34 protein-coding genes are annotated in these 22,410 nt (G+C 40.2%); all 34 read left to right on the top strand.

The window, feature by feature from the left end:
* The first annotated feature begins 214 nt into the window (after nucleotides 1-214).
* Nucleotides 215-1,795 carry a DNA recombination/repair protein RecA gene (locus tag EAH77_RS15115; protein ID WP_140473639.1) on the top strand — a complete coding sequence of 527 codons (1,581 nt, stop codon included), beginning with the start codon at nucleotides 215-217 and terminating at the stop codon, nucleotides 1,793-1,795.
* Between the two features lie 181 nt (nucleotides 1,796-1,976).
* Nucleotides 1,977-2,705 carry a hypothetical protein gene (locus EAH77_RS15110; RefSeq protein ID WP_140473638.1) on the top strand — a complete coding sequence of 243 codons (729 nt, stop codon included), beginning with the start codon at nucleotides 1,977-1,979 and terminating at the stop codon, nucleotides 2,703-2,705.
* Nucleotides 2,706-2,820: 115 nt separating this feature from the next.
* The gene (locus EAH77_RS15105; RefSeq protein ID WP_140473637.1) at nucleotides 2,821-3,516 is read left to right on the top strand and encodes a hypothetical protein; all 696 of its coding nucleotides are present in this window, start codon (nucleotides 2,821-2,823) and stop codon (nucleotides 3,514-3,516) included.
* A 118-nt stretch (nucleotides 3,517-3,634) separates the two neighbouring features.
* Nucleotides 3,635-3,922 carry a hypothetical protein gene (locus tag EAH77_RS15100; protein WP_140473636.1) on the top strand — a complete coding sequence of 96 codons (288 nt, stop codon included), beginning with the start codon at nucleotides 3,635-3,637 and terminating at the stop codon, nucleotides 3,920-3,922.
* Nucleotides 3,923-4,024: 102 nt separating this feature from the next.
* A complete protein-coding gene (locus EAH77_RS15095; protein ID WP_140473635.1) occupies nucleotides 4,025-4,936 on the top strand; it encodes a hypothetical protein in 912 nt (303 codons plus the stop codon).
* Nucleotides 4,933-5,157, top strand: coding sequence for a hypothetical protein (locus EAH77_RS25150; protein WP_161985807.1), 225 nt, complete (start codon nucleotides 4,933-4,935; stop codon nucleotides 5,155-5,157). The genes EAH77_RS15095 and EAH77_RS25150 overlap by 4 nt, the downstream gene beginning before the upstream one ends.
* A 45-nt stretch (nucleotides 5,158-5,202) precedes the next feature.
* The gene (locus EAH77_RS15090) at nucleotides 5,203-5,940 is read left to right on the top strand and encodes a hypothetical protein (RefSeq protein ID WP_140473634.1); all 738 of its coding nucleotides are present in this window, start codon (nucleotides 5,203-5,205) and stop codon (nucleotides 5,938-5,940) included.
* A gap of 117 nt (nucleotides 5,941-6,057) precedes the next feature.
* Nucleotides 6,058-6,744 carry a hypothetical protein gene (locus EAH77_RS15085; RefSeq protein ID WP_140473633.1) on the top strand — a complete coding sequence of 229 codons (687 nt, stop codon included), beginning with the start codon at nucleotides 6,058-6,060 and terminating at the stop codon, nucleotides 6,742-6,744.
* Between the two features lie 238 nt (nucleotides 6,745-6,982).
* Nucleotides 6,983-7,510, top strand: coding sequence for a hypothetical protein (locus tag EAH77_RS15080; protein WP_140473632.1), 528 nt, complete (start codon nucleotides 6,983-6,985; stop codon nucleotides 7,508-7,510).
* Between the two features lie 2 nt (nucleotides 7,511-7,512).
* Nucleotides 7,513-8,136 carry a hypothetical protein gene (locus EAH77_RS15075; protein ID WP_140473631.1) on the top strand — a complete coding sequence of 208 codons (624 nt, stop codon included), beginning with the start codon at nucleotides 7,513-7,515 and terminating at the stop codon, nucleotides 8,134-8,136.
* Nucleotides 8,137-8,140: 4 nt separating this feature from the next.
* Nucleotides 8,141-8,401, top strand: a complete 261-nt coding sequence (locus EAH77_RS15070) for a hypothetical protein (RefSeq protein ID WP_140473630.1) — start codon at nucleotides 8,141-8,143, stop codon at nucleotides 8,399-8,401.
* A complete protein-coding gene (locus EAH77_RS15065) occupies nucleotides 8,401-8,898 on the top strand; it encodes a hypothetical protein (RefSeq protein WP_140473629.1) in 498 nt (165 codons plus the stop codon). Before EAH77_RS15070 ends, EAH77_RS15065 begins: the two co-directional genes overlap by 1 nt.
* Before the next feature lie 48 nt (nucleotides 8,899-8,946).
* A complete protein-coding gene (locus EAH77_RS15060) occupies nucleotides 8,947-9,459 on the top strand; it encodes a hypothetical protein (protein ID WP_140473628.1) in 513 nt (170 codons plus the stop codon).
* A gap of 286 nt (nucleotides 9,460-9,745) precedes the next feature.
* Nucleotides 9,746-10,699, top strand: coding sequence for a hypothetical protein (locus EAH77_RS15055; RefSeq protein WP_140473627.1), 954 nt, complete (start codon nucleotides 9,746-9,748; stop codon nucleotides 10,697-10,699).
* A gap of 78 nt (nucleotides 10,700-10,777) precedes the next feature.
* Nucleotides 10,778-11,032, top strand: coding sequence for a hypothetical protein (locus tag EAH77_RS15050; RefSeq protein ID WP_140473626.1), 255 nt, complete (start codon nucleotides 10,778-10,780; stop codon nucleotides 11,030-11,032).
* Nucleotides 11,033-11,045: 13 nt separating this feature from the next.
* Nucleotides 11,046-11,432: a hypothetical protein gene (locus EAH77_RS15045; RefSeq protein ID WP_140473625.1), complete on the top strand. Its 387-nt coding sequence runs from the start codon at nucleotides 11,046-11,048 to the stop codon at nucleotides 11,430-11,432.
* Nucleotides 11,433-11,540: 108 nt separating this feature from the next.
* Complete coding sequence (locus EAH77_RS15040) at nucleotides 11,541-12,077, top strand: hypothetical protein (protein WP_140473624.1); 537 nt, start codon at nucleotides 11,541-11,543, stop codon at nucleotides 12,075-12,077.
* A 93-nt stretch (nucleotides 12,078-12,170) separates the two neighbouring features.
* Complete coding sequence (locus tag EAH77_RS15035; RefSeq protein ID WP_161985806.1) at nucleotides 12,171-12,773, top strand: hypothetical protein; 603 nt, start codon at nucleotides 12,171-12,173, stop codon at nucleotides 12,771-12,773.
* A gap of 2 nt (nucleotides 12,774-12,775) precedes the next feature.
* Nucleotides 12,776-13,321, top strand: a complete 546-nt coding sequence (locus EAH77_RS15030) for a hypothetical protein (RefSeq protein WP_140473622.1) — start codon at nucleotides 12,776-12,778, stop codon at nucleotides 13,319-13,321.
* Entirely contained in the window at nucleotides 13,318-14,154 is an 837-nt protein-coding gene (locus EAH77_RS15025; RefSeq protein WP_140473621.1) for a hypothetical protein, read from the top strand. Before EAH77_RS15030 ends, EAH77_RS15025 begins: the two co-directional genes overlap by 4 nt.
* Nucleotides 14,155-14,253: 99 nt before the next feature.
* A complete protein-coding gene (locus tag EAH77_RS15020) occupies nucleotides 14,254-14,589 on the top strand; it encodes a hypothetical protein (protein ID WP_140473620.1) in 336 nt (111 codons plus the stop codon).
* A complete protein-coding gene (locus EAH77_RS15015; RefSeq protein WP_140473619.1) occupies nucleotides 14,582-15,085 on the top strand; it encodes a hypothetical protein in 504 nt (167 codons plus the stop codon). The genes EAH77_RS15020 and EAH77_RS15015 overlap by 8 nt, the downstream gene beginning before the upstream one ends.
* A 9-nt stretch (nucleotides 15,086-15,094) precedes the next feature.
* The gene (locus tag EAH77_RS15010) at nucleotides 15,095-15,412 is read left to right on the top strand and encodes a hypothetical protein (protein ID WP_140473618.1); all 318 of its coding nucleotides are present in this window, start codon (nucleotides 15,095-15,097) and stop codon (nucleotides 15,410-15,412) included.
* Nucleotides 15,397-15,666, top strand: a complete 270-nt coding sequence (locus EAH77_RS15005) for a hypothetical protein (RefSeq protein WP_140473617.1) — start codon at nucleotides 15,397-15,399, stop codon at nucleotides 15,664-15,666. The genes EAH77_RS15010 and EAH77_RS15005 overlap by 16 nt, the downstream gene beginning before the upstream one ends.
* Entirely contained in the window at nucleotides 15,666-16,331 is a 666-nt protein-coding gene (locus EAH77_RS15000) for a hypothetical protein (protein ID WP_140473616.1), read from the top strand. Before EAH77_RS15005 ends, EAH77_RS15000 begins: the two co-directional genes overlap by 1 nt.
* On the top strand, nucleotides 16,321-16,653 hold the full coding sequence (locus EAH77_RS14995; RefSeq protein ID WP_140473615.1) for a hypothetical protein: 333 nt from the start codon (nucleotides 16,321-16,323) through the stop codon (nucleotides 16,651-16,653). Before EAH77_RS15000 ends, EAH77_RS14995 begins: the two co-directional genes overlap by 11 nt.
* Nucleotides 16,643-16,882 carry a hypothetical protein gene (locus tag EAH77_RS14990; RefSeq protein WP_140473614.1) on the top strand — a complete coding sequence of 80 codons (240 nt, stop codon included), beginning with the start codon at nucleotides 16,643-16,645 and terminating at the stop codon, nucleotides 16,880-16,882. Before EAH77_RS14995 ends, EAH77_RS14990 begins: the two co-directional genes overlap by 11 nt.
* Nucleotides 16,882-17,166: a hypothetical protein gene (locus tag EAH77_RS14985; protein ID WP_140473613.1), complete on the top strand. Its 285-nt coding sequence runs from the start codon at nucleotides 16,882-16,884 to the stop codon at nucleotides 17,164-17,166. The genes EAH77_RS14990 and EAH77_RS14985 overlap by 1 nt, the downstream gene beginning before the upstream one ends.
* Before the next feature lie 120 nt (nucleotides 17,167-17,286).
* Nucleotides 17,287-17,697 carry a hypothetical protein gene (locus tag EAH77_RS14980; RefSeq protein WP_140473612.1) on the top strand — a complete coding sequence of 137 codons (411 nt, stop codon included), beginning with the start codon at nucleotides 17,287-17,289 and terminating at the stop codon, nucleotides 17,695-17,697.
* Nucleotides 17,698-17,787: 90 nt separating this feature from the next.
* Entirely contained in the window at nucleotides 17,788-18,654 is an 867-nt protein-coding gene (locus EAH77_RS14975) for a hypothetical protein (RefSeq protein ID WP_140473611.1), read from the top strand.
* A gap of 207 nt (nucleotides 18,655-18,861) precedes the next feature.
* The gene (metK, locus tag EAH77_RS14970) at nucleotides 18,862-20,136 is read left to right on the top strand and encodes a methionine adenosyltransferase (RefSeq protein WP_140473610.1); all 1,275 of its coding nucleotides are present in this window, start codon (nucleotides 18,862-18,864) and stop codon (nucleotides 20,134-20,136) included.
* A 118-nt stretch (nucleotides 20,137-20,254) separates the two neighbouring features.
* Nucleotides 20,255-20,800, top strand: coding sequence for a hypothetical protein (locus tag EAH77_RS14965; protein WP_140473609.1), 546 nt, complete (start codon nucleotides 20,255-20,257; stop codon nucleotides 20,798-20,800).
* A 340-nt stretch (nucleotides 20,801-21,140) separates the two neighbouring features.
* Entirely contained in the window at nucleotides 21,141-21,641 is a 501-nt protein-coding gene (locus EAH77_RS14960) for a hypothetical protein (protein ID WP_140473608.1), read from the top strand.
* Between the two features lie 160 nt (nucleotides 21,642-21,801).
* Nucleotides 21,802-22,410: hypothetical protein (locus EAH77_RS14955; RefSeq protein ID WP_140473607.1), on the top strand; the 609-nt coding region annotated here is incomplete at its 3' end.

Genomic DNA, 22,410 nt, shown 5'->3' with positions numbered 1-22,410 from the left:
ATGCTCGGACAAGTATTGCGAAGCTGACCGATGGGTAGTAGCTGTCGATGTCAATTCGTTTGTTGAGAAAATGGTCGTTCATAATACCAGTCTGAACCTATATAACTGGAATAGGCTTAATCGGTTTTATTCGACAGCCGATATCCCCTCAACGCAATGGCTAACTTTGCAGAAAGCCTACCTTAAAACATTTATTAAGCATTTGGAGAATTAAATGAGTCAAGAAGTCCTTCTCAATGGCGAACAGCATGAAAATGAGCGTCCATTAACTGAATATGAACAACGCCAGCAGCAAGCTATGCAGGTTGTTTATGATCTTGATGATCTTGACATTTTCGGTAGCATGGTAAACAAATTAGCTGGTGGTGATGTTCAGATCATTCAAGCATCAACAGCATTTGGTCGCCATATTAGTTCAGATCGCGGTTGTGCATCTGGTAGTCTGGCACTGGACTTTATGTTACGTGGTGGCTTCCCGAACGGTCGTTTCCATATGATTTATGGCCCTTCTATGGCGGGTAAGACTACACTGTCTTCCCGTATTATGGCTATGGCTCAAGCATTTAACCGTCCGGTTCTGCACATTGATGCGGAATATGCAGCTGATATTCGCTATATGAAAGCTCTGGGTCTGGACATGAACCGTCCAGGATATAAATATGCTCAGCCAACAACTGGTGATGGCGCATTCCGCATGATTAAGAATGTTCTATCTCAGTGGTATGACAAATACGGTGTTGAAGGTAAAGGTTGTTCAAAACCCGGCCCTGTTATCGTAATTGACTCCCTGAAAGCGTTGACTCCTGAAGCATTCATGAACAATGATGAGAAAAACCCGATTGCATTGCAAGCGCGTATGTTCTCACTTTGGATTCCAGCCATTAAAGCATTGGTCGGTAAAACGAACGCTGTTTTGATCGGTATCAACCAAGTACGTCAAAATCCTGGCGCAATGTTCGGCAACCCTGAAACAATTCCTGGTGGTGAAGCATTAGTCTTCTTCGCTGACTCCATTCTTCGTCTGAGCCGTGTGGGTAAAGCAGAAGAAACTTCTTGGGGTGTTTCAATGACTATGCGCATCAATATGAAAAAGATGAAGCATGTTAATCCAGGAACAGTCTTCGATCTGCAATTGGTGCAGGGTATCGGTTTTGACCCAACCATTGACATTTGGCGCATGATGGAACTGGCCGGCATTGGTGAAGGTTCACGTGGTTGGTATACAATCCGCCGCTATGAGGGTATGCCTGACTTACCTACTGGTCTGGAATATGATAAGAAATATCGCTTCGAAGAGTTGGCAGTATATATGCTTCCTTCTCAAGGCGAGCACTTTACTTCTGCCCCACTATATAAATGGTGCTTCTTCTTGATTCAGACCGGCGTTATCTTCGACTGCATTAAAGTGTGGGAAGAAGAACAGAAAGCTTCGGGCGTTATTCAAGATATCGGTTCTACCTTAACGGACTTCGACTTCTCAGTTCTGTTGAAACGTGATGATCCGAATATGAAAGCATTGGAAAATGCCAAAGAGTCTGATGCTCTTCGCACTAGCTTCCGCATGGATGAATTCTTGCCAGACGAGATTGAGAAACGTTTTGTTGGTCAAATAGTGTCTTGCGACATCTGGGAAAATACGGCCTACTCTTGTCGTTTAGAACGCTTGCTGCGTCCTGCTGCAGAAGATGGTGTTTGGAAAGCCGAAATCACTTGGACAGAAGAATCTGAGCCTTATTCTGAAAATGTTGATCTTGGATTCGTCGTCTATGATGAAAAGAAACACGGTAAGCTGTAAATAAAATAAAAGCAACACCATTGAAGTAGGGAAATCAAGGGAGACTTCGGTCTCCCTTTTTCTATTTGTGGGTATCGTATTTACTTATAAGTTATCGTATTAAAATACAGATATGGAACCTTTTGGAATGGTTTCAGTACTCGTATAAATAATTGATCAGAACTTAACTGGACAAAAAACAATGTCAGAACAACAAGCGAATGTCGATAATACTCCAGATACCGGATCGGTAGTTTACAAGATTGATCCGATTAAGAATGAAGAAGGCAAATGTCGTGATGGTCAGTTCGTAGCTTGCCAAGAAAAACAAGGCATGTGCGGATATGCTTGCTGTGGTTTCGGCCTCGGCAACTGGATCTTTGCATTTCCTGGCGAGCTGGAAAAAGCTCAAGAGCAAGGCTTAACTACTGGCCATCTCGACATTAGCGTTCAAGGTAATGGACATAAAATCGTCTGTCAGCGCCCTTGCGTTCGTGGTGAATGGAAACCGATTGACTGTGCAATCTACCCGTTATGGATTGCAGACTATGACAAAGAAACAGATATTTATTATCTGATCACTGCTGATAACCGTAAGTGCCCAATCAGCCAGATGAAACTCTTTGACAAAGCGCGTGAAGCTGTTGAAGTATCTATCGGTTGGGATAAAGAACATCCTGGCACTCTGGAAGGCATGAAAGCTGCGTCGAAAGACTATAAAGCGTATGTGCCTTTCAAATACGGTTATGATCGCAAGACCGATACTTTCTTTGAACTGACTCAGACTAAAATGACTGAAATCAGTCCAACAGAAATTCTGGCGCCGGACTTCGCTCATAAGTATGGTGAAGGTTATTCCGCTATGAGCACTCCAGACGATGCAGAACTGGCTAAAGATTTGTCAGCCATTCCGGTACGCGTCCTGAGCTGAGCCGGTAACTATTTAGTATAAGCCTCTTCAGTGGGGCTTTTTTATACCTGAAATACTCAGGGAATTTTCAGTATAAAATGAAGAGGTATCTTAATTACCCTTTGGAATAGCTATTATGTCTACTCTCGTTAAAGCTGCAATTAATGAAGTTCTTGCATCAGATAATATCTATGCATCCAGCATTACTGCTGCATATCAAATTCCAACTCTGGCAGCATTGATTAAAGACCTTGGCATTTCGCCAGTGCAGTTTTCTGGCAATCGCTGGTTTGGTCTGAAGAAAACTCCCGAAATTACCGTTGTAAGCGCTCAGGATATCCCACACTATCCGATTACAACTTTCCTGTTTGATATCTTAAACAAAGCTGATTTACTCGACGATTTCTGGAAATGGGTATCTCTAGTTAAAGCGAACAAGTTTTATGGGCTTACTCAGAAAGGCTCCGTAGAACAAGCGTTTGCTCCTCTCGCAACTCAAGATAAGATTTCTTGCGTTCAAGAAATTCGTGACTTTATTAAGAAACGTCGTTCCAATCTGGTTGGATTATCTCTGATGTCTATTGATAAAGGATCTACTCAAGCTTTAGTGTTTGGTCGCATTCCTAGCAATGATACCTTTAGCTGGCAACGTCTGAATGGTTTCTTGTTTTCAACTGCTGCATCTGCCGCAGCTAAGCTGAAGTTTAAAAATATTTCTAAGCAGTGTTTCCAGACTCGAGATGTTAATTGGTCACCTTTGAAAGAAGAATATGGTAGTAGTATTGTTCGTACTCTTACCGAGTTTGATTATATTCTTTGCACAGATAGCTAATTATTTTCCAGAAGGCCAAGGAGGGCTTTCTTTCAGTATTAAGTATCGTATATCCATATTCTATATAAGCGGAAATAAGTTTCGTTTAGAATTTTTACGATTACTAGGAAGATAATCTGTGAATAATGAGGATGTTACTATCCCATCTAAAATTGTTAAACTTATGGTTAATTCTGAAGAAGAGATAACTATAGCAGCAGCTTGGCGTTTATCTAAAGGTTTTACTCATTATGATGTCATAGCTAAGCTAGATATCCCAATGGAAGAACTTCTTCGCATAGAATCTAATGAAGATTATACTTCTAAGTATTTCCCTGCATTAGCTGAAATGTATGGTTGCGATATTAACCAAATAAGTTTAGCGGATGTTGATGGAACAATCGAACAAGTTGAAGATGATGAATAATCTCTGAAATGTTAAAAGGCTGATATCATGTCGGCCTTTTCATCTGTAAAATCAGGTTAGATTATAGTTAATTGATTTATATAATCTTGCCAAGGTATCCAGATGAATCCACATGCTAGTCATTATTATGGTAAACGCAGACCAGAAATTAAACGCGGACTGCTTAGCCCTTATGATACATCAATCGAAGACTTTTATGGATTAACTCTCCAGGAACTTCGAGAAATTCCCCTTCAAGTTCAGGATGAAGATGTCCATGACAAATTTATTCCTGCGAATATCCAAGATATTCATTTCGACGAAACCAAACGTTGCTTCATGCTGGAGTATCTAGTAAAATCCTCTGAATATGCTCCCCGTCAGCGTTTCACTCAGCATTTAGTTTTGAATAATCTGATTATTCATAAGAACCTTCCGCTCGAAAATACTCCGCGATTGGCGTTCCTTTATTCAGACGATTTCGTAGCCAGACAATATGCTCATGCTTGTCCTGACATTGCCGGCTATCTTCTCAAGAAAATGGAAACTTTCCGTTTTAATCCTGAGAAGACTAAGCGTACTCTGAAACTTCTTAAAGATATCTTTATCCACACTCTGCGACCTTTTACCGTTGATTGTCCTCATGCTGATATGAATGAAGCCATGGATGAGATTGCTGCTCATATGCACAATCACTTCTTTGCGGGTGACATTCTAATCCATCGGAATAATGCTAGCTTGGTTGAAGCTGGGCTGGTAAAAGCCGCAAATAAAGATGAACGTTGGATTGACATCTATTATCCGGTCGATGATGTGACAGTTCGTGAACGTTTACCACTACGTGGTCAAATCATCGGTTATTATAGTTCCGATCGCTTTGCATATGGTGATTTGTCTAAGCTCTTATTGGCTTACAGATCAGATATCAAGATCGGCAAATATTCAAAACAAGGTGAAGACTCAAACTTAGCCCTGTTTTTGAACAATCCCAACGTTAGTAAATTCTATGCAAGCTTGACAGGAGAAGTATCATGATTAAATTCACTATTTATGTAGCGGCATTAGTTATCTGTATCGCTTTTGGTTTTATCATTAACGATCTCTTCCAGTACTCGTTCCTGCACTGGCTTGCTACCTCAGCTCTTCGTGGAGTCTGCATTGTTACCTTAATGGGCCTGATGTCCAGCTGGTATCCGACTCAAGTGTACGAAGCTCGAATTCCTTGGACACTAAAACGAATGATATTGACGGTTTAGTTTGTTCGTATTAGGATTTATTATAGAACGTAATGGATAAATCCTATGTTTAACAAAGATAAATTGACATCAGTACAGCTTTCCGGTATCCAAGTAGAAAGCCCAGTCTTGTATCAGGGGAAGATGACTAAAGTTGTCTCCCTTGATGCTATTTCCGGCAAACTTTTGCTAGAAAATGAAATATCTCTGCATCGCCCCTTTATTATCCCCTCCGCTGAAATCTTCTGTGTCTTCGATGAAATTAATACTGTAGATCCTCTACGTTTTATCCAGAGCTCTATGGCCGATGATTTCCGCCAAGATTGTGAAGATGTAGAATCTGGTAAAACTACTCCCTTTGATATTATTCGGCAGTATGTGTTTGAAAAAGCGACCACTATTATTACTTCAGAGCGTACTGGTTATATTTTCCAGATGGCGGATCGATATTTTAAACAGTGGTTAAAAGCCGGTGACGTATATTTCACAACTTTCGGTAAAGAAGGGGTTTATCCAGTCATTGTGACCGCTCCGAATTATCCATTCATGGATGTTGTCTTCCCTTATGCTGATGCTGAAGATGCTTCTACCTTTGACAAATATAGCCTAGGCGTTATGTCAATCGTGAATGATCTGATCCGTCGTGAAGATTTTGAAAGCCAAGATGCGTTCTTCGCCCAAATTAAGAAGCTGGCTGCTGAGAAAGGTTATGGCGGATTTAATGATTGGAAAGTTGCCCAGCAGGTAAGCGTTAATTATCAGAACGGTTTTTACGTAACTCCGGTTGAAGAAGTTAAAGAATAGACTCCTAGATTTCCAAAATGAGTCGTATTTTTATATATGATTTGGGTATGATTAAAGGCTGGAATTGCTACCAATATTTCTAGGTAATGATTCTGGCCTTTTCTTTAGGAACAAAATATGGAACGAGTTCTAAGACTTACACCGGAGTCAATTCCAAAGAAGAGTATCATTCATTTTGCTGATGGTGATTCTGCAATAGTACAAGGTTCTCGAGTTGAACTGGATACAACTTTCATTATTGCTAAGCATTATGAAAAGAAGCATGAGGTAGAAATCAATATTGATCAGCTTCTACCTTTTGGTAATGCTTTCTATGCGTTCGATTCAGAGGATCTGTCGAAAATCCCTTACGGATTTATTGTCAGCTTCCTGACTTCATTATTGACAGACCCCTCTGATATGGATGTTCAGCTTGCTAATCGCATAAGAGCATTCTTGAATGCCAGCTTGATTCCAGCTGCTATGGGCAAATTATCCGATCTGAAGGGTAAAGTTCAAGTCGGTGATATTCTTTATTATGTCGAAGATGGTATGGCTTATCCAACTATTGTTCGAAGCATTAAGAACAATGTCGCAAAAACGCTATACATGTATGATTCATTGAAGATTTCTGATTGTGACGAATATAGTTTGGATATCAACGATGGTGAAATTCGTCATATTAGAACTCGGGAGTATCCCTCTATTCGTCATGTAATCGCCGAAGTGTCTCATCTTTGCACCAGCAACATCTCAGGTAAGATCCGGCCATTTATAGATGAAGATATAGCTGCTCAGATGATTGATTCTCTCATTAAGGGCTGAGCATGTTTATATACATCATTTGTCCAGAAGAAGTGGTCAGTAAAACAGATGGAGATCGTCATTTTATATCTGCTAATCGCTTAATGACTCTATATCGAATTAGTCCTAAAAAGTGTTATGTTTATGGGACTTTTGCATTTAAGCAATTTGAACTCAAAAACCCTGACAAAGTTAATAATTTCCGTTATCTCTATCCTCGATATGACGGTGATTACAGTTTACCTATGGAGTAATTATTGTGGGCGTATACAATAAATCAACAGTAGAAGTTCGTAATGAACAAGGTCAATGGGAAATGGCGGATTTCTTACCGCCGGATATCCCACACCCTTACGATGATAATGATAATCTGAACGAGGGTGTATTCACCACTGCAAATTATGCTGCTTATGCTTTATTCGCTAACGTTCGCAATAAAGACGGCGTAGTTCCTTTAGCAATCCCACGCGGCGCTCCCGATAATGCAGGCGAAGAGGTTATTCGCATGTACATTGGTTCTCCTAATGAAGAGCCGACAGACGGTTGTTATTGGGGCTGGAAACCTCGCGAAGATCCTACAGATTATTTCGCTGGAGATGATCACAGCCTGACTCACTTTACAATCGAAGAGCTGCTGAATTATCCTCACTATGATCAAGCGATCAAAACTGGTCTGACTTTGCGCGAAGAACTGGGTGTTAAGTTCTGGCAGACTTTACAAGCATTTGAAAACTGGGGTAAGTACGCACCCAAAGATATTCGCGTCATTATGCACTTTCAGGGCTAATCGTGAAAACCGTCAACTTAGAATGTCCAACTTGTAAAGGTGACGGTCACATTGAGTGCGATGCTCAAGAACTACCAATCCCTTGTGTAACTTGCGAGGGATTTGGTCAAGTGACTTATGACATCGTTCCCAAAGTGGTGACTGGCGATGTCATAACTCTCTTTGATCAGGGAGAGTTTGATATCATTTATCCCGGAGGCAACCATTGTTTCTGTCGTCCGGAACAAGGTTTAGCTGGTAAAGTAATGGCTCGTTGGCCAGAATATCAAAGAAGAGATTTGCAATTTGGCCGGAAAGGTGATCGTACTAAGCTGGGCATTTGTTTGCCTATTACTGTTGACCGTGAATGTGGTAGCACAGGCATTATCGTATTAAGTTATACGCAATATAAATATGGTCGATATAATGATGCGTCGGACTTGGCCAGCTATAATGCAATTCATGAAGTCTTCAAACAAATGGTTTGGGGGTTCAGCCAGTCTAAAATTGGATTGGCCAAAATTGGATCAGAACTCGGTAACGGTGATTGGGAAGTGATTAATATACTTCTTGAATTAGAAATGAAATGTTACTTTGAGAAAACTGGACAAGTGGTTGATATTACTGTCGTAGAATTTGAAGGCTGATATTATGGTAACAAAATTCCCTGCAACTGAACCGTACAATCCACCATCTCGTGAAGAAGCCCTGAAAGGCATCAAAGCTGCGATGATTAATGCACAGGTTCTTCCTGAGAACGATATTGATATCGTCGCTAAGTATTTCTTGGTTTGGAACACTAAGGGTGAATGCCAAGCCTATGACACCGAAGGAATGGTAATTGAATATCGAGTTCCTTCATTGGATGGTCGTGAGACCAGTACTCATTATATGCTGAGAATACTCAAATAATGGCTGATCTGAAACTGTTACCTCCTAAGCACGAACTTCTGCGCAAACTTGTTACCGAAGTTCGTCCTATTTACGGCCTAGAAGCTGAAGGTTTTCTGCGTGACGCTATTCTTATCTGGAATGTTCGCCGTAAGTGTACTCTGCTGATTTCCAATGATGAAGGTGGTTCGCTTCCCATTGAGTGGCTGGATTCGTTATACGCTAATACTCAGATTCAAATTCGTGATCTTAAAGAAGAGGTTCTGTACGATCGCGTGGCAGTAGCTCAGTATATAGCTCTACGTATGCGTGAAAATGCTATCTCTTATGGTAGTGAAATTAGTCCTTTCGATATCGAAGGCCAGAATTCATTCTTTCTGGTATGGGATAAATCGGGCACCTGTCGAGTTTATGTAACTCAGTTAGTGAATGCTCATTTCAGTTTACCAATTTTGAATAATAAATTCCAAAACTATTCCCTGACATTGAACCGAGTCCCTCTGGATAATCTCGAATAAACTATCGTATATTGGTTTAATTAAGATTGGTTTTGAGGATGAATGAGCATGGCTACTATCGAAGACTTGAAAGATTTAGAGTCATTACTGTCTAAGTTTACTGGCGATGCCCATATGCTTCGTTACATTAATCAGAATCTGATTATGCCTAAATTAAAGGCAGCTTATTCTGATCGTTTCGATAGCTTTGCGAAGAACTACAGCGTTTGTGATATCGCATTCGTTAAATTTGATAGTGCATGGTATCCTTGTCTGGTTGATGGCTTCTCTCTGGCAGATGAAAACGGAGTGGTTCGCGAGTTTACTAAAGCTGAATTACCTACCAGCGACGTTTGGGCTTACTACTATTATGATTCGGCTGACAAGTACGAAAGCTATAAAGTAGATCTGCTCACTATGGGTAAGGTGATGCACATTCGAGCTTTGGATGGAGAGAGCAAGGAAGATGTTCTCATTCGTTTGAAAGACGAAATGCGCACTATAGTGGATAATTATCCCAACCATAAGCTCCCTCACAACTTCGATGCTTTCTTTGAAATACTTTCAGATTATATTTCATAATCGTATTATTGGATAAGACATTAAGCCGGCCTCAGTGTCGGCTTTTCCTATTTTAGAGAGCCAAGAAAATGATCAAGAAAAACAAGCCAGTAACTGTTCCACAATCTCTTAACCGTCAAGATCAAAAAGCTATCATGTTCGGCTATACTTATACTGAAAAGAAATCAGTAAAACTCGCTTAAATCGGGCTTAAATACGTGAAAACTCTTGAGTTTTAGCCCGAAATCCATTATTATATATGTAATGGTTAATAAAAATAAATAAATAGTTTAAGCGAGGTATTAAAATGAGCCGTAAGATCAAAATTGAAGATACAAATGAAGTTTCAAACAATGGCCTGCTGGATTCGTTGTCTCTTGAAGAATTAATCGCAATGAAGTCTAAATGCAGTTTTGCAATGGAAGACTTCCTGGATTCTTTGATCGAGTCTAAGAAGAAACATCTGGTTGCAGCATCGGCTGATCCTATGCTGGACTATCTCAACAATGATGTTGATTTGTTGAAAGCGGCCACTGAGAACTATGGTTCAACTTGGTTGAAGAAAGAAGATGGTTTGATGGGTATTGTTTCCCAGCCGGTTATGTTGAAGAATACCTTTATTCGTCCAGACGTAATGGAAAAGTTAATGGAAAAAGGTATCGAACGTAACATTGGTTTCGGTCAGGGTTTGATCATCAACAATCCAGTATTGATCGGCCTTCATACTTCCTTAATGCGTGAGCTTATTGCATCTGAAGTAGATTCAAATGGCGATAAGAAGTATAATAAGTATGAAGGATCTTTAAAGTGGGATGAGTTCCCCCGCAAAATGCGAGATGGTAATGGCATTTGGCGTATTCAAGATCCGACGCTCGAGCAACAATTTATCGAGTGTGGTGGTGTAGGTATGTCCATTGCAGATGATCAATGGGGTGCATGGGAATATCATTTAGACAAATGCAACTTCATGAGTATCACTTATGATAAGATCTCTTATGAGCAAGAAGATAACCTGCTCAAGTATTTGGCGAAACAGAACTTAGTTCCAGAAGGGTATCAGATCGTTTCTGGTCTTGAAGATTATAATGAAGGCTTCCGTTATGCACTTTGTATGCCAAGCGTTGAAGTCGCAAGTCCTTGGTCAGAAACCAATAAAGAAACTGGTAAAATGGAACAGGGTATTGAATTCTGGAACGCATGGACTCATAAAGTTGGTGTGGTCATGGGATCCTTTGTTTTGGTTAATGCAAAACGTCATTAATCGAAAGTAGTAAAAAGTGCCCCCTTGATTGGGGGCTTTCCCATGTTTTACTCGTATATAAGTTAAAGAGGGTTTTACATGGATGCTATAGCAAGCGGTATGCGCGAAATAGTTTTAAAGCGCAGAGAGATCTTACATCAGATCTCTGAAAAGGCGGTTGTGTACATAAATTACAACGGACAATACTGGAAAGCAAACATTGTTACCATTATTAAGCACAAAATTGCTTTTCCAGATTTCAGGGTTCGTCGTATTGATGATTCTAAGCTGGACTGGATTTCAGGGGCACAAGTCTTATTAGAGTCTGAAGTTCCCGAAGGGTTACGTTACTAAGGATTAGATACTGATGATCAATAGAACCAAACGCTTCAGCAATTATGCTGGAGAAATCGCTATTGGCGATCTTATACTTGGGTATCAGGCTCCATTAGATATCTATGCTGGTCTTGTACTCGATATTGAAGATTCCGATAGTCCTTCTGCATTGCTGGCTATTACTCCAGTTTCAGAAGCAGCGTTGGAAACTATTGGTCAATATGGTATTGATATGTTCACTAGTGAAGTGAATTTAATCGATTATCCATTACTTCACATTAATGCTGATACTGTTATTTTGCTGGATACTGAAGACAAAATAAAGAAAGCAATCGTTGCATTGTCGAATTCAGAAAAAGAAGTGCGCCGCAGTATTGGTATGATTAAAAATATTTTTGAGAATCAGAAGAATTCTTAGAATTTAATCGTATAGATAATTTAGAAAGAAAAAGAGATCCTCAGTGGTCTCTTTTTTTATGCTTGTTTCGTATATAAAGATAAGAATATTATCGAATAAGGTCTTTATATGCAGCTGTCCCCTATTTATCAAGCATTGTTGAAAACTCTCAAGACTTTTACTACTCATGATCAGTGGGTAGACTCTCTTTCAACTCTCCATGCTCAAGAACAAGATCCACAATTCCCCTATAAAGAGATTGCATTCCAGCTGGAAATGTACCTCAACGAAACTGTTACTACCTCCAAAACCACTGAACTTCAAGCTTATCTAGATCATCTAGAATCTAAGATTGGTGAAAATGATCAGACGGCTGAAGTGGCGGAACTGATTGGCTCCTTATCGTTCTTTGATAACATTCCAGAATGGGCACTTTGGTTAAGCTCTAACCAATCACGTCGCGTAACTCATCCGGCATTAGTAGCTCAAGCTATTCATTTGAAGCTCAAAGAATTCTTAATGACGCCGGAAGCTAACAACGAACGCTACGAAACTCTAAAACTCTATTTATGGGCATGTGAGAGTTCTTTAGAAAAACATGGAACTTATCCAGAAGAGAATCGCGAACATCTCAGTCAAATTATCTACCTTAGCCAGAAAGGTTAATGGGATTTCATAAGACAATAAAGGGGCATTCAGCCCCTTTTCTTATGTTTATTTCGTATTAAAAGGTAATAATAATCAATGAGAGCTTCTGAAATGTCTATTATTTCGAAAGACACTATTCCAGTTAGTCGTTTGAACCTTACCGAGTTTAAAGCTCATTATGCTTATTCAGATATCGAGTCTTTGGCAGCTAACATCGTTTCTGAAATGATGGATCTGCCGACGCTGCACACTGCTCCAACTTTCGTGCAAGTTCAGGATAAGATCTTCACTTATAATCCGACTCGCATTAAGAAATATCCACTGGTTGCAACCACAGTTGGCTCCCCTGAATTCTTAATCGATCTTCAAGCATTCTTGTCTGGCATACTACAGACTAGGGGTGATCGTTTTATTGATCAGTTACTTCGTCAAATGGACAATGCACCGCGTGGCGCAAACCGAAGAGTGTTGCTATATACCTCTTGCTATGTCGAATTGGTTGCTCGTCAGGTAAAACTAAACGACCATAACCGTCATGACCTCTTGAGCATTATCAGTGACGTTATTGAATCTGGTTCAATGCCTGTGCAAGATCTAAGAGGTTTCACTTCGCCATTGGAACCTCAAGCTATTAAGAATCTGGAATCAATGTTGGAATGTCTTCAGGCTAATAAGCCATTACCCGAAAACTTGTTCGGACCTCTGAGAGATTAATCATGAAGAAGGATCAAATGATCTTTAATATGATCGAAGATAAGCCAGATGCTACAGCGCCAGCTTGGACTCATAGCATTAAGCCGATTGCGATTATCGAAACTGCTGAGTTTGTTCCGCAAGATGCGATGCACGAACTTATCTCTCAGGTTAAGAAGCATCTGAGCTTTCCAAGCGCTATGCTGGATCCTGAAAAGAATGAGATGGCCTTGCTCTCATTTGAAGGTCGCTTAATTCCGATTAATCGTTTGGACGATCACTCAGTTGTATTTGATACTATCCGAATCAGCATTCGTGCTCAACTCTGGCAAGGAGTCAATAAAGCTAAGACTCCTGAGCACGCGATTGATTGGCTGGTTTGGTATGAGAGGGTTCGCGATTATGCCGAATACTCTAATGAAGATTATGTGGACGTCTATGGACCTCTACATGCCGCTATGGGTTTCAACTCTTTAAACCATGAGGAAACCGAAATAGCAATCGATAAAATTGGTGGCGAAATTGGCCGCATTTTAAAACGTTTCCGCAAAGAATGGGTAAGAGCATGATTTCTCGTGAGCCAGTAACTAATGTAGCGTGTCCTTTCTGTAAAAAACATAGCATCTCTGTCATGGATGGAGCATTTGATCAGCATGGACGTAAAGGTGTCTATGCTATGTGTCAGATTCACACTTGTAGTGCATGTGGTCCGACTGTCTTTTTCTTTAATCGTGAACTGGTAGACTCTGATTATGAACTCGCCGTCAATGAAGCCTTCTCGCGGGAAGATGCAATATCAAAAGCTGTTGCGCTTTGGAATCATTGTTTTGCCCCTGATCTTACAAATATTAATGCGGCGTGGAAATTCTACCTTGCAGTGGCTAAGGATAGCTCAGCGGGCGCTACGGGTGCATTCAAAGATGCTCAAGAGTGGCTCACGCAAGCGGTAAATGATTTGCTCGAACAGCGACCAATTCGTGTTGCAGAAGATTGGGAAAAATTCGCYGAAGAGATTCATGGCAAAATGACTGATGCTCTTGGGTTCCCTAAACAGATGTCTGATAATATGAAACTTGACAATTTGGATCAAGCATTGTTTATGGGTATTTTCAACCTCAATCTAGATCATCGAGATGGTAAGACTCGCGTAGCTAAGACATTTTCTCTTGTGTTGAAATACTTGAATGCTAAGAAAATCCGACCTGAAATCTTCTTTGATCAGTATCCGGAGATTGAACAGTGTCTAATCTCCGTATTGAATTCTGCAGAAGAATCGGAAGAGCATGTGAACAGCATGATGTTGGCATCTCTGAAAGCGTTCTATAATCAAGTACATAATTACGGTTCAATCACGCTGGATCAGTTTGTAGAAGCCGGTCAAAACGGTACAAAACTGATCTAGTATGACTTAAGCTAGTAACTAAGCAACACAAAGGAGACTTCGGTCTCCTTTTTTATTGTTTATTTCGTATTAATTGAAAAGGATAAAAGGGATATTTCTGTGAATAAAACTGATAGGTATAAGAGAATTCGTGGATTGGCCGCTGTTCAATACGATTTGAAGCTTTCTCAAACTATTGAGTTGGCAGTAGAATACTTCGCTGTTTTTATGAATAAAGACAATAAAGCAACCGAAGATTATACTGAAGAGCAGTTCTATGATTTGCTAGAAAGTTTGGATACCATTCTTTTGAATATTCGAGCTAGTATGGCACAAGATCCTTATGATAGCAACGACACTCCTTGGTTGAAAGATACTTCTGCTAAAGGTAGTCTTTACTATTTAGGGATTGTTGCTTTACAAAACCTTAATAAGGATTGGAAAAATCGTGGCTAAGATTACTATCGAAGTTCCAGATGATCTACATTCAGATTCTGTTCAGATGTTGCAGCAATTATCTGAAGCTATTGCAAATAAGCTTCTGAAGTCTCAACTGAAATATGGCTACAACAATGATTGGAAAGTCAATGATTGGGAAGCTGAATGCAAATACCAGCTTCTTGCCCACGTAGCTAAAGGTGATCCACTAGACGTTGCTATCTATGCTGGCTTCTGTTATAGCCGTGGCTGGACTACGACCATGCTAACTCCAAGAATATTTTCTTATCGTGACGTTGAAGTTGAAGTCGATGGTAAGAAAACCATGCTGGCTGAAATGCCGCAAAGTTATWCGTTATTTTGCAGTCGGAAAACTGGCTGGCAATTATTGGATAAGCATCAAGTCCTTGGTGGTGAATTCCATGTTAATCAGTTCAAGCTGAGTGTTGGTGGTGCAGTATTATGCACCAAAGAAGCTGATGTTATTACTGTAGAATCAGAACAAAAATTATAAGGATTTACTATGTCTCTGAACACGGATAAACTCTTAAAAGATCTGGAAAATACTCAAGGTCTTAGCATTCCAGAACGCATTGCCGCTATTAATACTGCCATTGTGGAATTTGTTCGACCTGTACCTGAGATGTTGGTGATGCCTGAGTATTGCCCAACTTTGGAAACGTTCGTGAGTGATGCTATCCGTCCAACAATTAATCCACATCAGATTGCATCTAGTTCTGCAACTATTCAAATGTATAAGCAGAACATGAACTTCTTGACTGCTTTACAATGTGACATGGTTTTGACAGAGGGGCAATTTCTGACATGCAAAATGCCATAACCGAACAATTACAGCAAGAGATTGCTGCTCTCAGTGTAATAACTCATTTGCTAGCTCCGAAAATAGCTTTAAATGTTGCTTATAAGTTGTCGATTGCTATGAAACAATCCACTGCTTCTAAAGAAGAGCAATACAATTTCATACGTACTCTTGGGATCATGTTGGATAAGCTTCCACCCATGGATGAGTTAGGTGAACTCGAAGTAATGCTCAAAGGTCGTTTGTCTGAATTCGTTTTAAAAGGATACCTCTAATGCCCTCTACTGATTTGAGTGAAACGAAATGTCCATTCTGTTCAAGCAAAAATCTGAAATATCAGCACACCTCTAAATGGGTGAAAGCGATTTGCACCAATCCGGAATGTCTTTGTGAAGGCCCAATTGTATTTATTGAGTCTGAATCAGATAAGATTAATTCTGCGACCACTGCCGGACAAGCTGAACAGCGAGCTTTGGGTCTTTGGATCAATCGTGGCAATGACTACCTCGATAATCTTAATAATGATCCGAAAAGAATCCAGCAACGTGTTGATTTGTGCAGACATTTACTTGAGGTTCTCGCTTATGTTAATCGACAGGGCAGCTCAACTCCAATATCTCTATTGAATAGCGCTATTCAAGATTTTGTTGTAGGCTACCAACTTGAAGTTAAGCTCGATAATGATTATTTCGAAGAAGATGCGGTTATGAGCCAAGCTATCTTGGGGATGATTGTCGTTCGGATTAATCAGATTTTCGATGCCGCTGATCAGAATGCTACAGCAACTTCAACTGAACCAACCGAAATGTTCCTGGTTAAAACGCGTATTCGTAATTTCCAGTCGCACTTGCGAATCAATAAGGTGCTCAATTCAGCGTCTTATAAAGAAATCAGAAACTTCATCGATTCTCCTAAATCAGAGGGGACTTATGTCGACTAATCCAGGAATTCCTAAGTATGTTGAAGATCGTCTATTGGCTCTTCTTGAGCTATTCCCTTATATAAACGCAGACGCGGGTATTTGTACTCTGATCTCATTACAAGAAGACTTTGAACAAATCGCCGCAACTCATTTGGGAACTGATGTCGAACGTCACGAATTGGCCGRCCAGATTGACCTTTTTCTAGATCGCTGCGAAGGTAAAGCTACTTTTGAGGGAGATACTTCTGCCAGAACTATTGGACATAAGTGTCTGATTAAGCTGCTTAAAAACCATATTCAGGCTCTGAAATTGTCTGCGGAGAAAGTTCATGTCGGATAAAGTTCCTTTAACTATTGGTGATGTTGCTGCTATTCGAGCATTAGCACGTCAGATTCAATTGCTTAGATTTGATAATATTGAATTTGTGAAAAATGCTATTCACGATGAATTATCTCATGAAGTGTCTAGCACTATGCTGGAAATGCTATCGCTCTTGTGTGATCCAGATGTTGTCGATGATCTGTGTGGTCGAGCCATTGCCGATTTCCATACCACTGGAGAAATCTGATGGACTTATCTACTATAAATGCTGAACGCACTCCTTCGTTCAAAGAAAAGCATTATCAGCATCATCTGGAAAAAACCATCAAGTTATTAAACACTAATGCTAAATGGCAAGTTTTCCTGAAAGGGTTGGATTTTGAGATGGCCGATAATCGCATGTCAGATCAAGGTATTCATTTCTTGCATGACAGCCTCTCTAAGTTTATCTCAGACACTGGATCAGTAGATTTAGTGTTGATGAGGTTCAAAGAGAAAACGCAAGAGATGGCAAATAACCGATCTCTCTAAATTGACTATCTAAGGGGCTAATGCCCCTTTTTCCATGTATATCTTGACATTTGAGCTGGATTTTCATATAATAGAGTATAAGAAGTTAGATAATTAAAATCAATTTGCGAGGTATTAGATATGAAAATTCAACCACAAAGCGGTAAGACTTACACCCTCCAGCAAATCCTGACTAATATGGATTTGCGTGATGCACCTTCATTGAATTTTACCATTGACGGTATTGAGACTTGCCTTAATGATTCGCATGTTTCTGAAGAAGACTTATTAACTATTCCTGGCTTTGCCGAATCTCTTTGGAATTATGTGAGAGAAACTTCAGAATGGGTTCCAATCTTTCAGTATTCTAAAGCGAACACTCAACCAATGACCGACTTCATTGATTATGAAGATCTAGTTGATCCACATAGTGATTATGATGCTCCGAAAGAACTCTGGTGTATTCCAAAGGGTTTCCCTCGTCAGCAGTATTATCGAGTCAAGAAAGATGGTTCTATTGTTGGTGGATTACATGATGACGGTTCAGAATAATTAGTATTCGTATAACTTAAAATAACTAATTTGTCCCAGTAAAGCTATATATGAAAGCTACTGGGATTATTACGCGCATAAGGATGCTGAATGATGCAAATTGAAATGTATGGTCAGCTTAATGACAAAGTTGCAGGTTTAGATACTCTGTTCGATTCTCTAAGCAATGCTGCTGTTCTCGAAGCTTTGGTCGGTATGGTAATTCTTCTAGATAATAAGCAAGCTAAGTTAAATAATGCAGAGCTAGCTGCTTTCGGTAAATATCTGGATGAAAAGCTGGACGGTATTTATAACCGCCAAGAGAGTCTGAGAGATTATTCAGCTTTTGGAGTTCTGAACCAGTATGTGTTCAATCTTCTGGAAAAACGAGCTAAGGAATTTCTTGGAGCTGTTGCTAAAGATGCTCCAACCGCCATATTGTTCTCTAACTCTACTGATAGAATGCTAGATGATATCTACACCGAGTTTAATGTTTCCAACCTAACCTTGGATCAGATTGCCAACGAATATAGTCATAAGCCTCTTAAAGAGATTATGGATACTTTAGTGGTAGTTTTCCGTCTGCTTACTACTCTCGAAGGTGAGAGCTTTCAATATCTCAGAACAGCTCGCAATGCTCTAATTATTGCTAAGCTGTTCGTTGGTGGTAATAAGCAAAAAAGTCTCGTAGATATTCTTCAGCGCAATCGAAAAGAATATCCTCTTCTAGTAGAAGAGACTCCAGATGCAAATCTTATTGTCTGGTTTGAACACTTTAATAGTTTAAGTCCAGATCCTGCAAGCATTGCAAAATTCTCCAATCTTGGGGTGTTAGTTGATTTGCGGTTATTCAAATCGTTTATCGAATCCGAAGATGTGCAAGCATTAAAATCTGAAGATATTCGAGTTGATTTCTTGATCGAAATAGCTAAAAATATTAACTATTACCGTCTGGACTTTGATAATAACGACTATTAACTACTATCATCTGGATTTTGATAACAATGAATATTAAGAGGCGATCCTTAGTGGTCGCCTTTTCCACGTTTAAGATACTAGAGTTTAAAGATAGTGATTTTATTGATATTCATTCAAGTATAATAGTTTTATCGTAATTTAAATTATGATTAAGACAACTTTAGTGGCCTCTTGGGCTTATCATTGAAACTTCAGGAATTTTTATAAATGACTCAGACCTCCAATAATTCAAGTTTTACCGGAAAGGGTTCGCAATTCATTCAATTAACGTCAGAAAGCGTGAGTTCGGGACATCCCGATAAAATTTGTGATCAAATCTCTGACGCTATCGTTGATGCTCACCTGAGTGTTGATCCTGAAGCGCGCGTTGCCTGTGAAACTCTGGTTAAAGATAACTCTGTTGTTCTGGCCGGTGAAATCACCTCCAAAGCAAAACTGACCAATGATGATTATCGTGCGATCGCTCGCGGCGTTATCAAACGTATTGGTTACGATTCGGATAAGCTGGGCTTTAATGCTTCCACTTTCTCCCTGATCAACCTGCTGGGTCAGCAATCGCCGGATATCAATCAAGGCGTCGATCGCAAGTCTAAAGATGAGCAAGGAGCTGGGGATCAAGGAATAATGTTTGGGTTTGCTACCAACGAAACTCCTGAGTTTATGCCTCTGCCTCTGCTGTTGAGCCACCGCCTGCTGCAACGTCTGGAACTGATCCGTAACGATATGGAATCTACTGGCGACCTGCGTCTACGTCCTGATGCTAAATCACAAGTAACTATTGATTACTGTGAAAGCGACCTGACCTTTGCCGGCGTTAATACTGTTCTGATCTCTACGCAGCATAGCGAAGATATCACTCAGGAAGAACTGCGCGAACTGCTGATCGAAAAAGTAATCTTCCCTGTTCTGTGTGAACATCAGGTTCTGCAACACAACCACACTGATGATCTGGAACTGATCAAAATCCTGGTTAACCCAACTGGCAACTTCGTAATTGGCGGGCCTGTTGGTGATTCTGGTTTGACTGGTCGTAAAATCGCGGTTGACCAATATGCCGGCTTCTGCCCTATTGGTGGTGGTGCGTACTCTGGTAAAGATGCGTCTAAAGTTGACCGTTCAGCTTCTTACCTGTGCCGTTATGTAGCGAAGAACATTGTCGCTGCCGGTCTGGCTGATCAATGTACTATTCACGTTTCGTATGCAATCGGCGTAGCAGAACCTACCAGTGTTCAACTGGAATGTAAAGGTACTGAGAAAGTCGCATTGCACATCATTGTTGCAGCGGTTAAAGAACTGTTCAGCTTCCGTGCTCGTGCATGTCACGAACTGACAATGGCCAATTACGGCGATTGGAAATTCGAACAGCTGGCTGCTTATGGCCATATGGGTCGTAACGATCTGAATGTTCCATGGGAACGTCTGGATAAAGTTAACGAACTAAAAGATGCCGTTGAGCGTATTAAAGCTTCTGGCAACTGGTAATATCAGCAACTAAGTAATTCTATATAAAAGAAGCGGAGCTCAGTCTCCGCTTTTTCTATGTTTAATCTACTGTAGAATTAAAGGGTAGGTAGTTCACAAACAGTAGGAACATAATACTATGCTGAAATGGTTTAGTAGTTTAACCGGTCTAACGACTAAGATATCTTTGATTGGGAATGTAGCCTTATTAGCTGCTGCTTTGATCTTAGGCATCATGTATGTGGACAAGAAAGGTGATTACAATACTTTGGATGCGAACTATGCTGCCGTAAAGGGTAAGCTCGATATTTCCGAAGCTGAAGTCGCCCGATTGACTAAACTCAATCAGAATAACGGTAAAGTTACTCAAGGTCTTAATGGTTACTATCAAGGTACATGGAGCGATCTCGTAATTAGCGAGCAGAAACAACATGACATTGATACAACCACGTCAAACTCTCTGCATTCATTGGAGATGGCCTCTTTAGACTGTCCTCCAATTACAGATTCAATCATTACACAAATTCAGCCCCAAACCTCAGAAGATCCTGATAATAAACCAGTACAAGGTAATAAACCAAGTGAACAACGTGGGGAGAATTTCAATGGCAAAACGGCTAAAGCTCTTCTTAACGTGCCGGTTCCTCAAGAGCTTGTTAGTATTGTCAACAATACTGGTAGTTAGTGGTTGCAATGGAACCCGCAATCTGCCACCACCTAAACCCGAAATTGTATATCAGCAAGTTCCTGTTCTGATCGCAATTCCGGACAAGTACCTGAAAGAATGTCTCGGTGATTACCTTTTGGATGGAAAATCCAGAGTGGTACTGATCTCAGACCTTATGAAGCAATCAGTGATTCGTTCTGATCGTTTGAAGAAGTGCTCTCAGCAACATTCAGACTTTATAGCGTTTTATTTGGATGCTCTTAAGAAGTTTCAGACCAACCCAACAKTAGCATCTCCAGGAATCATCCTTTCAAACATCCAGTAGAATTAGGTATAGATTCTATTTGGGGACTGGAAGATGTTCGAACTACCTGACTTATTCAAATCATTCAAAGCATCAACTGAAATCGCTATAAGTAAGGGCTTAAAGATTAGGTTCTCGCTGCCTAGCGCATCGCAATACGACTGGAGTTCCTTGTACGCGGATAAAATGTCCGAAGGAGCTACCAGTCGTATTCGCTTCTTCCGTCGTTGTCTGCTCGCCTCCTGCACTACTCATTTGAATGGCAAACCTCTCAGTGAAATCTGTAATGAACCTAAGCAGAAAGAAATTGCTATTGCTCTGGCCACTTCTGATTTCTCCAAGCTAAATGCTGAAAGTATCTTGAGCTTCTATGATCTGATTCTTTCTCAGATTATTGGCCAGATCCCTGAGAATTTGACCGAAGCAGCTTACCTGAAATTTGAAACATGGGTGCGCGAAGCCTCTTTAGATATTCTGCCACTGCCAGAAGATGTTGAATCAGACAATGATGCTATATTAGATAGTCTGACAAACACTGACAGGGGGAATCTTTAACCGAATTTCAATGATTTTGGATCATGAATTTGGACTGTTAGAAGAGCCAATATCTTTCAGCATGTACGGATTCAAAGTAAACTTCTTAGACAGTCAGCGTTTTGATCTTTACAGATACATGAATTCTAAGTACTCGAAACTGTCTAAGAACTGTTTGCTAGTGGCTATCCTTATTGTAGAAGAGCCTACAGTTGCAGTGTGCTTAAACGCTTATCTCCAATTGCTGAAAGTTCCTGGTAGCGTCTTTGATAAGATTTATGCCAAAGTTGTTAGTTTAGGATTCTTGTCAAACAGTGATGATATTTTAGTGGAGGTTCTCCAAAATTTATCAGAATTCACATACATTTGTGAGCTTCCGATAGGGAAACCAACCAGATTTAAAGCGAAGATTAAAGCAGCTTTAAATTCTAAGATACATTCTAATATTATGGATCGGTTCGAACGCTCGATGGGTATTGTCTGGACTCGAGATATGCTTGGCTCTGATGATAAAGAAGAATCCGACAATAGTATTACTCAGACTGATAAAGTCTTTATGCCGCTTTCGTTGATGTTATCTGAGCAGCCGAAGAAAATGATGGAGAATATCAAGAAGAGACTCCGAGTGGAATCTTCTGATCCTGATAGACATGCACCTCCACCTATTCAAAATCCAGATAAGTCGGATCCTAAAGAGAAACTCGAAGAGCAGGTCGGTCCGAAAGAAATCATATTATCGAAGCATGGTGATCAAGCGATATCTCTAATCAACTTCGATAAAGCAATATTC

The sequence above is a fragment of the Ewingella americana genome, assembly GCF_006438725.1.
GTDB lineage: Bacteria > Pseudomonadota > Gammaproteobacteria > Enterobacterales > Enterobacteriaceae > Ewingella > Ewingella americana_A.
Note: the sequence above shows the minus strand (reverse complement) of the source record. Positions and strands in the feature narration are given on the sequence as shown.